This window comes from Serratia sp. EWG9 (assembly GCF_019913725.1).
Lineage (GTDB): Bacteria > Pseudomonadota > Gammaproteobacteria > Enterobacterales > Enterobacteriaceae > Serratia > Serratia ureilytica.
This window is the reverse complement of sequence record NZ_JADNRO010000014.1, coordinates 1-13,780: the sequence shown is the minus strand read 5'-3', so window position 1 is coordinate 13,780 and position 13,780 is coordinate 1. Positions and strand designations below refer to the sequence as shown.

Annotated in this window: 13 protein-coding genes and 1 riboswitch; of the genes, 7 read left to right on the top strand and 6 right to left on the bottom strand. The window is 58.9% G+C overall.

All coding sequences use genetic code 11. The annotated features are described in order from the left end of the window. The first annotated feature begins 25 nt into the window (after positions 1–25). Together ITX55_RS22600 and argH are read left to right on the top strand one after the other, a co-directional pair. On the top strand, positions 26–1,246 hold the full coding sequence (locus ITX55_RS22600) for an argininosuccinate synthase (protein ID WP_004931061.1): 1,221 nt from the start codon (positions 26–28) through the stop codon (positions 1,244–1,246). Positions 1,247–1,315: 69 nt separating this feature from the next. Continuing rightward, a complete protein-coding gene (argH, locus tag ITX55_RS22595; protein ID WP_187048473.1) occupies positions 1,316–2,689 on the top strand; it encodes an argininosuccinate lyase in 1,374 nt (457 codons plus the stop codon). A 33-nt stretch (positions 2,690–2,722) separates the two neighbouring features. On the opposite strand, the gene ITX55_RS22590 is transcribed toward argH, so the two are convergent. The 4 genes from ITX55_RS22590 to ITX55_RS22575 form a co-directional block, all read right to left on the bottom strand. After that, positions 2,723–3,049: a type II toxin-antitoxin system HicB family antitoxin gene (locus ITX55_RS22590; RefSeq protein WP_033652204.1), complete on the bottom strand. Its 327-nt coding sequence runs from the start codon at positions 3,047–3,049 to the stop codon at positions 2,723–2,725. Beyond that, positions 3,036–3,296, bottom strand: a complete 261-nt coding sequence (locus tag ITX55_RS22585) for a toxin HicA (protein ID WP_033652203.1) — start codon at positions 3,294–3,296, stop codon at positions 3,036–3,038. Before ITX55_RS22585 ends, ITX55_RS22590 begins: the two co-directional genes overlap by 14 nt. Before the next feature lie 162 nt (positions 3,297–3,458). Further along, the gene (locus ITX55_RS22580; protein ID WP_223085395.1) at positions 3,459–4,907 is read right to left on the bottom strand and encodes a dihydrolipoyl dehydrogenase; all 1,449 of its coding nucleotides are present in this window, start codon (positions 4,905–4,907) and stop codon (positions 3,459–3,461) included. 73 nt (positions 4,908–4,980) lie between these two features. Then, positions 4,981–5,712, bottom strand: a complete 732-nt coding sequence (locus tag ITX55_RS22575) for a glutathione peroxidase (RefSeq protein ID WP_015379403.1) — start codon at positions 5,710–5,712, stop codon at positions 4,981–4,983. Positions 5,713–5,863: 151 nt separating this feature from the next. Between ITX55_RS22575 and oxyR the strand changes: the two genes are divergently transcribed. Further along, positions 5,864–6,781 carry a DNA-binding transcriptional regulator OxyR gene (gene oxyR / locus ITX55_RS22570; protein ID WP_033652202.1) on the top strand — a complete coding sequence of 306 codons (918 nt, stop codon included), beginning with the start codon at positions 5,864–5,866 and terminating at the stop codon, positions 6,779–6,781. Here oxyR and sthA read toward each other — a convergent pair. Further along, positions 6,764–8,161 carry a Si-specific NAD(P)(+) transhydrogenase gene (gene sthA, locus ITX55_RS22565; RefSeq protein ID WP_004931047.1) on the bottom strand — a complete coding sequence of 466 codons (1,398 nt, stop codon included), beginning with the start codon at positions 8,159–8,161 and terminating at the stop codon, positions 6,764–6,766. The two genes, oxyR and sthA, sit on opposite strands and share 18 nt — an antisense overlap. A gap of 218 nt (positions 8,162–8,379) precedes the next feature. Between sthA and fabR the strand changes: the two genes are divergently transcribed. Both fabR and ITX55_RS22555 read left to right on the top strand, forming a co-directional pair. Next, positions 8,380–9,012, top strand: coding sequence for an HTH-type transcriptional repressor FabR (gene fabR, locus ITX55_RS22560; protein WP_004931044.1), 633 nt, complete (start codon positions 8,380–8,382; stop codon positions 9,010–9,012). Positions 9,013–9,027: 15 nt separating this feature from the next. Beyond that, positions 9,028–9,399 carry a YijD family membrane protein gene (locus tag ITX55_RS22555; protein WP_025304650.1) on the top strand — a complete coding sequence of 124 codons (372 nt, stop codon included), beginning with the start codon at positions 9,028–9,030 and terminating at the stop codon, positions 9,397–9,399. A gap of 34 nt (positions 9,400–9,433) precedes the next feature. On the opposite strand, the gene trmA is transcribed toward ITX55_RS22555, so the two are convergent. Continuing rightward, on the bottom strand, positions 9,434–10,537 hold the full coding sequence (trmA, locus tag ITX55_RS22550) for a tRNA (uridine(54)-C5)-methyltransferase TrmA (protein ID WP_047025843.1): 1,104 nt from the start codon (positions 10,535–10,537) through the stop codon (positions 9,434–9,436). A gap of 122 nt (positions 10,538–10,659) precedes the next feature. After that, positions 10,660–10,873: riboswitch (cobalamin riboswitch) on the top strand. A 68-nt stretch (positions 10,874–10,941) separates the two neighbouring features. Here trmA and btuB point away from each other — a divergent pair. Continuing rightward, complete coding sequence (gene btuB, locus ITX55_RS22545) at positions 10,942–12,813, top strand: TonB-dependent vitamin B12 receptor BtuB (RefSeq protein ID WP_033645223.1); 1,872 nt, start codon at positions 10,942–10,944, stop codon at positions 12,811–12,813. Further along, positions 12,758–13,621 (top strand): glutamate racemase, encoded by an 864-nt coding sequence (gene murI / locus ITX55_RS22540; RefSeq protein ID WP_025921004.1) that lies wholly within the window; start codon positions 12,758–12,760, stop codon positions 13,619–13,621. Before btuB ends, murI begins: the two co-directional genes overlap by 56 nt. Positions 13,622–13,780: the final 159 nt, after the last annotated feature.

The following is a 13,780-nucleotide window of genomic DNA, read 5'->3' as shown; positions in this document are numbered from 1 at the left end:
TTTTAGAATTAGAAAGGAATAGATCATGCAAAACCAAGGCATCAAAAAAATCGTTCTGGCGTACTCCGGCGGCCTGGATACCTCGGCCATCATTCCATGGCTGAAAGAGAACTACGGCGGCTGTGAAGTGGTGGCGTTCGTGGCGGACATCGGCCAGGAGCGCAGCGATCTGGAAGGCGTGGAGCAAAAAGCCCTGCAGTCCGGTGCCTCTGAATGTCACGTGGTCGATCTGCGTGAAGAATTTATCCGCGATTACGTTTATCCGGTGCTGCAGACCGGCGCCCTGTACGAGGGCAGCTACCTGCTGGGCACCTCGATGGCGCGGCCGATCATCGCCAAGGCGCAGGTCGAGCTGGCGTTGAAAGTGGGCGCAGACGCGCTGTGCCACGGCGCGACCGGCAAAGGCAACGATCAGGTGCGTTTCGAAACCACCTACACCGCGCTGGCGCCGCAGCTGAAAGTGGTAGCGCCGTGGCGCGAGTGGAACCTGCGTTCCCGTGAAGCGCTGCTGGATTACCTGAAAGAGCGCAATATCCCGACCACCGCATCGCTGGAGAAAATCTACAGCCGCGATGAGAACGCCTGGCACATCTCCACCGAAGGCGGCGTGCTGGAAAGCCCGTGGAACGCGCCAAACAAGGATTGCTGGGTATGGACCGTCGATCCGCAGGAAGCGCCGGACCAGCCTGAGCAGGTGACCGTTACCGTCGAGAAAGGCCGCGTCGTGGCGGTTAACGGTAAAGCGCTGTCGCCGTACCAGTGCCTGGAAACCCTGAACGCGCTGGGCGCCAAGCACGGCGTCGGCCGGATCGACATCGTGGAAAACCGTCTGGTGGGCATCAAATCCCGCGGCTGCTATGAGACCCCGGGGGGCACCATCATGGTGGCGGCGCTGCGCGCCATCGAGCAGCTGGTGCTGGATCGCGACAGCTTCAAATGGCGCGAGCAGCTGGGCCTGGAGATGTCCTATGTGGTGTACGACGGCCGTTGGTTCGCGCCGCTGCGCCGCTCGCTGCAGGCCTCTGCCGAAGCATTGGCTGAAGAGGTGAACGGTGAAGTGGTGCTGCAGCTGTACAAAGGCCAGGTGACGGCGACCCAGAAAAAATCCGCCAACAGCCTGTACTCCGAAGAGTTCGCCACCTTCGGCGAAGACGAAGTTTACGATCACAGCCACGCGGGCGGCTTTATCCGCCTGTTCTCTCTGTCTTCACGCATCCGCGCGTTGAACGAGAAAAAGAATAAATAACCGATTGGCGTGACTCTGCAAGGGCGCAGCATGCTGCGCCCTTTCGCATAAAAATTCAGGAGTAAAGGTATGGCACTTTGGGGCGGACGGTTCACTCAGGCGGCGGATCAGCGGTTCAAGCAACTCAACGATTCGCTGCGGTTCGATTATCGCCTGGCGGAGCAAGATATCGTGGGCTCGGTGGCCTGGTCGAAGGCGCTGGTGACCGTTAACGTGTTGACGGCAACGGAGCAACAGCAACTGGAGCAGGCGCTGAATGCCTTGCTGACGGAAGTCCAAGCCGATCCTTTGGCGATCGTCCAAAGCGATGCCGAAGACATCCACAGCTGGGTGGAGCAGAAGCTGATCGAGAAGGTCGGCGATTTGGGCAAGAAGCTGCACACCGGCCGCAGCCGCAACGATCAGGTCGCGACCGATCTGAAGCTGTGGTGCAAACAGCAGATCGGCGATCTGCATCAGGCGATCGTCCAGCTGCAGCAGGCGCTGGTGGAGACCGCCGAAGCCAACCAGGATGCGGTGATGCCGGGGTATACCCATCTGCAACGCGCGCAGCCGGTGACTTTCGCGCACTGGTGCCTGGCCTATGTCGAGATGCTGGCGCGCGATGAAAGCCGCCTGCAGGATACCCTGAAACGGCTGGACGTCAGCCCGCTGGGCAGCGGCGCGCTGGCCGGCACCGCGTATCCTATCGATCGCGAGCAGCTGGCCGGCTGGCTGGGCTTCGCCTCGGCGACCCGCAACAGCCTGGACAGCGTATCCGATCGCGATCACGTGCTGGAGCTGCTGTCCAACGCCGCCATCAGCATGGTGCACCTGTCGCGCTTCGCCGAAGATCTGATCTTCTTCAACAGCGGCGAGGCGGCGTTTGTCGAGCTGTCTGACCGCGTGACCTCCGGCTCTTCGCTGATGCCGCAGAAGAAAAACCCGGACGCGCTGGAGCTGATCCGCGGCAAGTGCGGCCGCGTACAGGGCGCGCTGACCGGCATGATGATGACGCTGAAAGGCCTGCCGCTGGCGTACAACAAAGACATGCAGGAAGACAAAGAAGGGCTGTTCGACGCGCTCGACACCTGGATGGACTGCCTGCAGATGGCGGCGCTGGTGCTGGACGGCATTCAGGTGAAGCGCCCGCGCTGCCGGGAAGCGGCGGAGCAGGGTTATGCGAATGCCACCGAGCTGGCGGACTACCTGGTCGCCAAAGGCGTGCCGTTCCGCGAAGCGCACCATATCGTCGGTGAGGCGGTGGTAGAAGCCATTCGCCAGGGAAAACCGCTGGAAGCGCTGCCGCTGGCGGATTTGCAGCAGTTCAGCGCGACGATTGGCGACGACGTCTATCCGATCCTGGCGTTGCAATCCTGCCTGGACAAACGTGCGGCCAAAGGCGGCGTCGCGCCGCAGCAGGTGGCCGCGGCCATCGCCGCAGCGAAACTGCGTTTGGTTTGACGACGAGGGCGGCCTGGCGCCGCCCTTGAACCGTTACCCCGCCAGGCGTGCGCAGAGATAACGGTTCAGGCTCACGCCTTCTTCCATCGCGCCGATCGCCAGCCGGCGATGCTGTTCCGGCGTCATGCGCAGCACCAGTTTGCCGCTGAAATTTTTCTCCGCCAACGCCTGCGGCGGCGTTTCGCCTTGTGCCAGCATGTCGGCGATCGTTTCGCTCACCACTTTCTCGATACCCTCCAATGCGCCGGTACGCGTGGCGGCCAGCCAGGACAACGAGGGGAATTCGGCGCACAGCCCGACATATTCACGGTCTTGCGCTGACCAGGTGATGCGATAGGTATAGTGTTCATGCTTTTCCATGTTCTTCCTCCATTCTGGCCAGTGCGGCGATGACCTGCTTAACCTGATATGCCTTGGCCGCGCCGTTGTTGCCGCGTTGGATATTGATGCGCGGATCGCCTGGCCAGGGCATGCGATAAACGTGATGGCTGCTACCGTTTATGCGCGGCGGCCCAAACCATCGCACGCAGATTTTCGCTAACTCGGCGAATTTGATGCTGTTCTGCCGCTGTTGCAAATCAGCGATGTCATCCCTGATCTCGTTCATGTTGCCTCCATTTTAGTATTATTATTGATATCACTTCAATATCAAAGCATAAAAAATGAGCGCAGGAGGGCCGTGAGGCAAGAGGAGGGAGGAAAATCTGGAAAGCGCTGCGCAAAAAAACCGGGCCTGAAGGCCCGGTAGGTGTGAACGGAGAAGGAGGCGTTATTCGCCCGGACAGCGCTGACAGCGCTCGATTTCGGCCGTGCCGAGTTTGAGCTTCGCCTGCAGGTCGCGCAGCGCAGTGCGCAAGCCTTCTTCGATCACCGGATGATAGAACGGCATGTCCAGCATTTGATCGACGGTCATCTGCTGTTGGTGCGCCCAGGCTAACAGGTGCGCAATGTGTTCGGCGTCCGGGCCGATCATTTCCGCGCCGAGGAAACGGCCGGTGCCTTGCTCGCCGTAAACGTGCAGAACGCCCTTGTTGCGCAGCATCACCCGCGAGCGACCCTGATTCTCAAACGAGACCTTGCCCACTTCAAAACAGCCGCAGGCGCTGAACTTCTCGCTCAGCTCGCGGAAGGTCGAGCCGACCATGGCGATCTGCGGATCGGAGAACACCACCGAAATCGCGCTGCGGCGCAGACCCGGATTGATCTCCGGGAAGCTGCCGGCATTGGCGCCAGCGATGCGCGCCTGATCGCTGGCATCATGCAACAGCGGCAGCTGGTTGCTGGCGTCGCCGGCGATAAAGATATGCGGCACGCTGGTTTGCATCGTCAGGCGGTCGGCCAGCGGCACGCCTCGAGCGTCGAGCTGCAGGCCGGTATTTTCGAGGCCCAGCCGATCGACGTTGGGGCGGCGGCCGGTGGCGGCCAGCACGTAGTCCACCAGGATCTCCTGCGACTGGCCCTGCAGATCCTGATAGCGGATAAATACGCGGTCGCCTTCGCGCTGCATCATCTCCACTTTCACGTCGGCGTCGAGGTAGAATTCTTCCCCCAGCGCCTTCGCAGCGTAATCGCGCACGGCGCTGTCGGTCAGCGGCCCGACGGCGCCGCCGATGCCGAAGACCTTGGTGTCGACGCCGAGGCGGTGCAGCGCTTGCCCCAGCTCCAGCCCGATCACGCCGGGGCCGAATACCGCCACGGACTGCGGCAAGTCATCCCAGTTGAACAGATCGTCGTTGACGATCAGGCGATCGCCCAGTTCATTCCACGGCGCCGGCCAACTGGGGCGAGAGCCGGTGGCGATCACGATGCGCTGCGCCACGATGCGCGTATGGTCATCGACCTGCAGCGTGTTGTCGTCGATAAAGCGGGCATAGCCCTGAATTTTGTCGGCGGCCGGGATCTCGTCCACGCCTTCCAGCACGAAGCCGACGAAACGATCGCGTTCGCGTTTGACGCGCGCCATCACCTCGCGTCCGTCGATACGCGTTTTGCCGGTTGGGTGCACGCCAAAGCCCGGCGCACGTTCGATTTGATGCACCGCTTCGGCGGCGGCGATCAGTAATTTGGATGGCATGCAGCCAACGCGCGCACAGGTGGTGCCGTACGGCCCGCCTTCAATCATCACCACGCTGGGGGTAGACAGTTTGGCCGCGCGATAGGCGCCGAGCCCTGCGGTGCCGCCGCCGATGACCGCGACATCAACGTTCAACAGTTTCATATCCGCTCCTGAAAGGTAAAAAAAAGGGCGGGCCGTAGCCCGCCAAAGTTCACGTTGGCTTTGTTATTACTTATTAAGCTGACAGGAATGTTTCCAGATCGTCGCTGCCGCCGATGTGACGGCCGCCGATGAAGACCTGCGGCACCGTGGCGCGGCCGCTGACGGCGCGCAGGCTGACGGTGGTAGCGTCTTTGCCCAGCACGATCTCTTCATACTGAATGCCGCGCTCTTGCAGCATCTGCTTGGCTTTGGCGCAGAATGGGCAGCCCGGTTTGGTGAACAGGGAGACCGATTCCTGCACTTTGAATTCCGGCGCCAGGTATTTCAGCATGGTGTCGGCGTCGGACACTTCAAACGGGTCGCCCGGCTTGTTCGGCTCGACAAACATTTTCTCGACCACGCCGTTGCGTACCAGCATCGAGTAGCGCCATGAGCGAGGGCCAAAGCCCAGATCCGCTTTCTCGACCAGCATGTTCATGCCTTTGGTGAATTCACCGTTGCCGTCCGGCACGAAGGTGATGTTTTCCGCATGTTGGTCAGCTTTCCAGGCGTTCATGACGAAGGTATCGTTCACGGAGACGCAAAGAATGCTGTCGACGCCGTGCTGCTTGAATACGCTGGACAGTTCGTTGTAGCGCGGCAGGTGGCTCGAAGAACAGGTCGGCGTGAACGCGCCCGGCAGCGAGAAAACAATGACGGTTTTGTTTTTGAACAGGTCATCAGTGGTCACATCAATCCATTGGTCGCCCTGACGGGTGTGGAAAGTAACCTGAGGAACTTTCTTGCCTTCTTGACTGGTAAACATTGATTAACCCCTTAATTAGGAAAAGTAATTTTTAGCATTTAGCGCGATATCGCTTCGTTGGGACACATTATTGTCGCTGGGGCTTGATAGATCTAATCGCTCATTGCTATCTTATCTATCGCCATGAGCTATCATGGAATGGAGGGAAACAATGAATATTCGTGATTTAGAGTATCTGGTCGCCTTGGCCGAGCACCGGCACTTCCGCCGCGCGGCCGATTCATGCCATGTAAGCCAACCCACGCTGAGCGGGCAGATCCGCAAGCTGGAAGACGAGTTGGGCGTCATGCTGCTCGAACGCACCAGCCGCAAGGTGCTGTTCACCCAGGCGGGTCTGTTGCTGGTGGAGCAGGCGCGTACCGTGCTGCGAGAAGTGAAAGTATTGAAGGAGATGGCCAGCCAGCAGGGCGAAGCCATGTCCGGACCGTTGCACATCGGCCTGATCCCGACCGTGGGGCCTTATCTGCTGCCGCAGATCATCCCGACGCTGCACAAAACGTTCCCGAAACTGGAAATGTACCTGCACGAAGCGCAAACCCATCAGCTGCTGGCGCAACTCGACAGCGGCAAACTGGACTGCGCTATTCTGGCATTGGTTAAGGAAACCGAGGCGTTTATCGAAGTGCCTTTGTTCGATGAACCGATGAAGCTGGCGGTGTACTCCGATCACCCGTGGGCGCAGCGCGAGCGCGTGCCGATGCCGGATTTGGCGGGTGAGAAACTGCTGATGCTGGAGGATGGCCACTGCCTGCGCGATCAGGCGATGGGCTTCTGCTTCCAGGCGGGCGCGGACGAAGATACCCACTTCCGCGCCACCAGTCTGGAAACGCTGCGCAATATGGTCGCGGCCGGCAGCGGCATTACCCTGCTGCCGTCACTGGCGGTACCGCCGCAGCGCGAACGCGACGGCGTCTGCTATCTGGATTGCTACAAGCCGGAGCCGAAGCGCACCATCGCGCTGGTGTACCGCCCCGGCTCCCCTTTGCGCAGCCGTTATGAGCAACTGGCCGAAGCGATCCGCGAACACATGCAGGGCTACATCGACAGCGCGTTAAAACAGGCGGTTTAAGCCGTTTAGCGCCGCCACCCGGTAGGCTTCGGCCATGGTCGGATAGTTGAAGGTCGTATTAACGAAATACTCGATAGTATTGCCTTCACCTTTCTGTTCCATGATCGCCTGGCCGATGTGGATGATCTCCGCCGCACGCTCGCCGAAGCAGTGGATCCCAAGGATCTGCAGGGTGTCGCGATGGAACAGGATCTTCAGGCTGCCGACGTTCATCCCGGCTATCTGCGCGCGCGCCAGATGCTTGAACTGGGCGCGGCCCACTTCATACGGCACCTTCATCGCGGTCAGTTCCTGCTCGGTTTTGCCGACGGAGCTGATTTCCGGAATGGTGTAGATGCCGGTCGGGATATCTTCGATTAAGTGACCGCTGGCTTCGCCGGAGGCGATCGCTTGCGCGGCGATGCGGCCCTGATCGTAGGCGGCGGAAGCCAGGCTCGGATAGCCGATCACGTCACCGACCGCATAAATGTGCGACAGCGCGGTTTGATACATGCTGTTCACTTTCAGCAGCCCGCGGCTGTCCGACTCCAGGCCGACGTTCTCCAACCCCAGCGAATCGGTGTTGCCGGTACGGCCGTTGGCGTACAGCAGGCAGTCCGCTTTCACCTTCTTGCCGGACTTCAGGTGCACGATCACGCCGTCTTCGGTGCCTTCGATCTTCTCGAATTCTTCGTTGTGGCGGATCACCACGCCGTTGTTCCAGAAGTGGTAAGAGAGCGAATCCGACATCTCCTGATCGAGGAACGCCAGCAGACGATCGCGGGTGTTGATCAGATCGACCTTGACGTTTAGGCCGCGGAAGATGGACGCATACTCGCAGCCGATCACCCCGGCGCCGTAAATGATCACGTGGCGCGGCTCATGGCTCAGCTCGAGAATGGAATCGCTGTCGTAGATGCGCGGATGGTTGAAGTCGACGCTGGCCGGATGGTAAGGACGCGAGCCGCAGGCGATCACGATGTGATCGGCGCGGATGGTGTCCTGGGTGCCGTCCATGTAGCTGACGCTGACGGTGTTGGCGTCGATGAAGCGCGCGTCGCCGGCGAACAGTTTGCACTGGTTCCGCTCATAGAACCCTTGGCGCATTCGGGTCTGCTGGCTGATGACGTTATCGGCGTGGCGTAAAATGTCAGGGAAGGTCGCGCTGAGCGTGCGCGAGTTGTTGTAAAGCGGGTTCTGGTTGAATTCGATAATGCGGCTGACGGCGTGGCGGAGGGCTTTGGAGGGGATGGTGCCCCAATGGGTACATCCGCCGCCTACGTTATTGTACCGTTCGATAACGGCCACGCGGGCGCCTTGTTTCACCAGCCCCATGGCGGCACCTTCACCACCAGGGCCCGAGCCAATCACAATGGCATCAAATTGATAGTGCTGTTGCATGTAGGAGAGACCTGTTTTTTTATACAAGATTACAACGGTATCTTAACATCATAGCGCTGCTCACCCAATCACCATTAGGCTTTTTGAGTCAAAGCACAATCGGCTCAGGGCGGAAGTGTGATAGAGCGCGTTAGTATAAATGCTGTTGCAATAAAATTTGCTATATTGCCGAGTCTAGGGCGTTAGACTGAGAAAATGGAACCTATCCGGATATGCATATGGGCGTCAGAGCACAACAAAAAGAACGGACTCGTCGTTCCCTGATCGAAGCCGCTTTCAGCCAGCTGAGCGCCGAACGCAGCTTCGCCAGTCTGAGCCTGCGGGAAGTTTCACGCGAGGCGGGCATCGCGCCCACGTCGTTTTATCGCCATTTCCGCGATGTGGACGAGTTGGGGCTGACCATGGTGGACGAAAGCGGTCTGATGCTGCGTCAGTTGATGCGCCAGGCGCGCCAACGCATCGCCAAAGGCGGCAGCGTGATCCGCACCTCGGTATCCACCTTTATGGAGTTTATCGGCAACAACCCGAACGCCTTCCGCCTGCTGCTGCGCGAGCGCTCCGGCACGTCGGCGGCATTCCGTGCGGCGGTGGCGCGCGAGATCCAGCATTTCATCGCCGAACTGGCGGACTACCTCGAGTTGGAAAATCACATGCCGCGCAGCTTTACCGAAGCGCAGGCGGAAGCGATGGTCACCATCGTGTTCAGCGCCGGCGCGGAAGCGCTGGATATCGACGTCGAGCAGCGGCAGCAGCTGGAAGAACGGCTGGTGCTGCAGCTACGGATGATCTCCAAAGGGGCGTATTACTGGTATCGTCGCGAACAAGAAAAAGCTTCTGTGTCCCACGTATAAAAAAGGTAAAAAATGATGGAAAAACCAGGCCGTGAAAATGGCACCTTACTGCTGGCGTTGATTGCCGGCCTTTCGATCAACGGTTCCTTTGCCGCGCTGTTCAGCTCGGTGGTGCCGTTTTCGATCTTCCCGCTGATCGCGTTGGTGCTGGCGGTGTACTGCCTGCATCAGCGTTACCTGAACCGCGCCATGCCGGACGGCATGCCGAAGCTGGCGGCGGCCTGTTTCCTGCTGGGGCTGCTGCTGTACAGCGCCATCGTGCGCGCCGAGTATCCGCAGATCGGCTCCAACTTCCTGCCGTCGGTGATCTGCGTGGCGCTGGTGCTGTGGATCGGCATGAAACTGAAGGCGCGCAAGGCGCCGGATGCGCCGACTCAAGAATCGTAATGAAACGGGGCGCCATCATGGCGCCCCTGTCATATCAGCGGTGCTTTTCCAGCAACACGCCGCATTCCATGTGATGGGTATAAGGGAACTGATCGAACAGCGCCAGACGGCTGACCCGGTGGGTGGCCTGCAGCGTTTCCAGGTTGGCGCACAACGTTTCCGGATTGCATGAAATATACAGAATGCGCGGGTAAGCCTGCACCATCTTCACCGTTTCATCGTCCAGCCCGCTGCGCGGCGGATCGACGAAAATCGTCTCGCAGTTGTAGCCGCTCAGATCGATGCCTTTCAACCGGTTGAATTCGCGTACTCCATTCATCGCCTGAGTGAAGTCTTCCGCCGCCATGCGGATGATCTGCACGTTGTCGATATGGTTGGCGGCGATGTTGTACTGCGCCGCCGCCACCGACGGTTTGGCGATCTCGGTCGCCAGCACGCGCTCGAAATTGCGCGCCAGCGCCAGCGAGAAGTTGCCATTGCCGCAGTACAGCTCCAGCAAATCGCCTTTGGAACCGGCGGTGACCGCCAACGCCCACTCCAGCATCTGCACGTTCATGGCCGCGTTGGGCTGAGTGAAGCTGTTTTCCACCTGGCGATAAATCATGTCGCGGCCGGCGACCGGCAGCACTTCGTCAACATAATCCTGGTCGAGCATGATCTTGGTCTTCGACGCTCGGCCGATCAGCTGCAGGTCGAAACCCTGCGCGCGCAGCTCGTCGCGCAACTGCTCGGCGCGCTGTTGCCAAACGTCATCCAGCTTGCGGTGATACAGCAGCGAAGCGATGATTTTGCCGCTTCGCGTCGACAGATAATCTATCTGGAACAGCTTGTGGCGCAGGATCGGCTCCGGTTTCAGCGCGGCGATCAGGGCGGTCATCAGGCGGTTGATCAGCTCGCTGGCCGCCGGGAACTGATCGACGCGAATACGCTGCTTGGTCTGCTGATCGAACATGATGTGATACATGTCTTCCGCGTCGTGCCAGATGCGGAATTCGGCGCGCATGCGGTAGTGGTCGACTGGCGAGCGGAACACTTCCGGCTCGGGCGCCGCGAACGGTGACATCAACGTCTTCAGGCGGGCGACTTTCTCCGCCAGTTGGTCATCGTAACGTTCAATAGGCAAATTCTCGGGCGTCATGTGTTTCTTCTCGTCAGGCAAATTTGATCAGCGGGGATTGTAGGGAATCAGCCCGTGAAGTCCAGTTTTGTCGCGTTTATTATTTGTAACATTAATGGCAGTCTAGACATCTATTTGCATTGATCGTAGCATTGCCGTCCGGCCTCAAGCAGCGAGTGAAAAGGGAATCCGGTGTGAATCCGGAGCTGACGCGCAGCGGTAAGGGGAAGTCACGGCGATAGCGTTTCGACGCAGACACTGTCCACTGCAGGATGGGAAGTCATCGCCCGTTGCCGGTCGCGCCCTGCGGCCTGCAAATCCCAAGCCCGAAGACCTGCCGGTGTTACGTCGCAATGTCCGTGGCCGTCGCGAACTACCGGCCATGATCCTGCGGCATCCGCCAATTAAGTTTGGATGCTTTTCTCATGACAATTACAAAAAATACGCTGCTGGCGGTGGTCTCTTCCGTCACGGCTTTTTCTGGATGGGCGCAAGACAACACCACAGCCACGAATGGCGATAACCTGGTGGTTACCGCCAACCGTTTCCCGCAGCCGGTTTCTTCCGTGCTGGCGCCGACCACCATCGTCACCCGCAACGATATCGATCGCTGGCAGGCCAAGAGCCTGACCGACGTGATGCGCCGTTTGCCGGGCGTGGACGTTGGCCAAAACGGCGGGTTGGGGCAAAAGAGCTCGCTGTTTATTCGCGGCACCAACTCCAGCCACGTGCTGGTGCTAATTGATGGCATTCGCCTTAATCAGGCGGGCGTCAGCGGCTCTTCTGACCTTAGCCAAATCCCGATTTCGTTGGTGCAGAAAGTCGAATACATCCGCGGCCCGCGCTCGGCGGTGTACGGCTCCGATGCCATCGGCGGCGTGGTCAACATTATTACCACGCGTGAAAAGAACGGTACTACGCTCTCAGCCGGCGTCGGCTCCAACGGCTATCAATCCTATGACGCGTCGACTCAACAGCAGTTGGGCGACAGCACCGTGGCGACGGTGGCGGGTGACTACACCTACACCAAAGGGTATGACGTGGTGGCCTACGGCAGCACCGGCATGCAAAGCCAACAGGATCGCGATGGCTTTATGAGTAAGTCGCTGTATGGTGCGCTTGAGCACCAGTTCAGCGAATCGGTCAGCGGTTTTGTGCGCGGGTATGGTTACGACAACCGCACGGCGTATGATAGTTATTATTCCTCACCGACCAGCCCTCTGCTGGATACGCGCAAACTGTATAGCCAAACCTGGGATACCGGATTGCGCTATAAAGAAGGCATATACGCAACACAAGTGATTGGCAGCTACAGCCATAGCAAGGATTACGATTACGATCCTCGCCTCGGCATGCATGACAGCTCGGCCAGCCTGGTGGATTCCGAACAGTACAACCTGCAGTGGGGCAATACGCTGCAGGTTGGACAGGGTACCGTAAGCTCTGGCGTCGACTGGCAGCAACAGAAAATCAAACCGGATTCCACCACCGTGAAGGGTGAAAAAAGCCAACGTGATGCAGGCATCTACCTGACCGCGCAGCAACTGGTTGGCCCGGTGACGTTGGAAGGTGCGGTTCGAGGTGACGATCATTCCGAGTTTGGCTGGCATGGCACCTGGCAAACCAGCGCGGCCTGGGAATTCGTCGAGGGATACCGTTTTATCGCATCGTATGGCACGGCGTTCAAAGCACCGAATATGAGCCAGCTATACGGCAACTTCGGTAACAACACCGATCTGAAACCGGAAGAAAGCAAGCAGTGGGAAGGTGGCTTTGAAGGGCTGACCGGCCCGGTGACCTGGCGCATCTCCGGTTATCGCAACGACATCGACAATTTGATCGATTCCACGGGGGAAACCAACTACGTCTATTACAACGTGGGTAAGGCGACCATCAAAGGGATTGAAGCGACGGCCTCGTTTGATACCGGCCCGTTGACGCATCAGATTGGTTATGACTATGTCGATCCTCGCAACGCCAAGACCAATGAAGTGCTGCTGCGGCGCGCCAAGCAGCAGGTGAAATATGAGCTGGACTGGCAGCTGTACGACTTTGACTGGGCGGTGACTTATCAATATCTGGGTCAACGTTATGACAAGGATTACAGTACCTATCCGGAACAAAGCGTTAAACTTGGCGGCGTGAGCCTGTGGGATCTCGCAGTTTCGTATCCGGTCACATCTCATCTGACAGTTCGTGGTAGAATTGCCAACCTGTTTGATAAAGATTATGAGACGGCCTATGGCTACGCTACTCCAGGAAGAGAATACTACCTCACTGGAAGCTATACCTTCTAACAGCACCGCCACACCTCGCCCGACGGTGCTGGTTTTCGATTCCGGCGTCGGCGGGCTGTCGGTGTATCAGGAGATTCGGCAGTTGCTGCCGGATCTCCACTATATATACGCGTTCGACAACGTGGCGTTCCCCTACGGCGAGAAGTCAGAAGAGTTTATCGTTGAGCGCGTGCTGGAGATTGTCGGCGCGGTGCAGCAGCGTCATCCTCTGGCGATTGTCGTCATCGCCTGCAACACCGCCAGCACCGTTTCCTTGCCGGCCCTGCGCGAGCGTTTCAGTTTCCCTGTCGTGGGCGTGGTGCCCGCCATCAAACCGGCGGCCCGTCTTACCGTCAACGGCATTGTCGGCCTGTTGGCGACCCGCGGCACCGTACAGCGCAGCTACACCCATGAGCTGATTTCCCGTTTCGCCACCGACTGCAAGATTGAACTGCTGGGCTCTTCAGAACTGGTGGAGCTGGCGGAAGCCAAGCTGCATGGCGAAGCCGTGCCGCTGCCGGTGCTGAAGAAGATCCTGCATCCGTGGCTGAGCATGCGCGAGCCGCCGGATACGGTCGTTCTGGGCTGCACCCATTTCCCTCTTTTAGCTGAAGAGCTGATGCAGGTGTTGCCGGAAGGCACCCGATTGGTGGATTCCGGCGCGGCGATTGCCCGTCGCACCGCCTGGCTCATCTCTACGCAGGAAAACCTGGTCTCGAGCCAGGAAGAGAATCTGGCGTATTGCATGGCGTTAAATGAAGATACTGACGCTTTATTGCCCGTTTTGCAGGGCTATGGCTTTAAATCGTTGAAAAAACTGCCGCTTTAACGGTGTTTTGGTTAAACATTCAACGGTCGGAAAAAATATTGAAAATAGGGGTTGCGGCCCGCCGAGAACTCCCTATAATGCGCCTCCACTGACCGGGAACAACGACTGACAAGCCGCCGGGTCAGCGAGAGGAAAGCGAAATAAACGCTTGACTCTCCG

Excerpts from the sequence above, each read along its gene's own strand:
- ITX55_RS22600 (WP_004931061.1), top strand. The coding sequence starts at position 26 with ATGCAAAACCAAGGCATCAAAAAAATCGTTCTGGCGTACTCCGGCGGC.
- argH (WP_187048473.1), top strand. The coding sequence starts at position 1,316 with ATGGCACTTTGGGGCGGACGGTTCACTCAGGCGGCGGATCAGCGGTTC.
- ITX55_RS22590 (WP_033652204.1), bottom strand. The coding sequence starts at position 3,049 with ATGGAAAAGCATGAACACTATACCTATCGCATCACCTGGTCAGCGCAA.
- ITX55_RS22585 (WP_033652203.1), bottom strand. The coding sequence starts at position 3,296 with ATGAACGAGATCAGGGATGACATCGCTGATTTGCAACAGCGGCAGAAC.
- ITX55_RS22580 (WP_223085395.1), bottom strand. The coding sequence starts at position 4,907 with ATGAAACTGTTGAACGTTGATGTCGCGGTCATCGGCGGCGGCACCGCA.
- ITX55_RS22575 (WP_015379403.1), bottom strand. The coding sequence starts at position 5,712 with ATGTTTACCAGTCAAGAAGGCAAGAAAGTTCCTCAGGTTACTTTCCAC.
- oxyR (WP_033652202.1), top strand. The coding sequence starts at position 5,864 with ATGAATATTCGTGATTTAGAGTATCTGGTCGCCTTGGCCGAGCACCGG.
- sthA (WP_004931047.1), bottom strand. The coding sequence starts at position 8,161 with ATGCAACAGCACTATCAATTTGATGCCATTGTGATTGGCTCGGGCCCT.
- fabR (WP_004931044.1), top strand. The coding sequence starts at position 8,380 with ATGGGCGTCAGAGCACAACAAAAAGAACGGACTCGTCGTTCCCTGATC.
- ITX55_RS22555 (WP_025304650.1), top strand. The coding sequence starts at position 9,028 with ATGGAAAAACCAGGCCGTGAAAATGGCACCTTACTGCTGGCGTTGATT.
- trmA (WP_047025843.1), bottom strand. The coding sequence starts at position 10,537 with ATGACGCCCGAGAATTTGCCTATTGAACGTTACGATGACCAACTGGCG.
- btuB (WP_033645223.1), top strand. The coding sequence starts at position 10,942 with ATGACAATTACAAAAAATACGCTGCTGGCGGTGGTCTCTTCCGTCACG.
- murI (WP_025921004.1), top strand. The coding sequence starts at position 12,758 with ATGGCTACGCTACTCCAGGAAGAGAATACTACCTCACTGGAAGCTATA.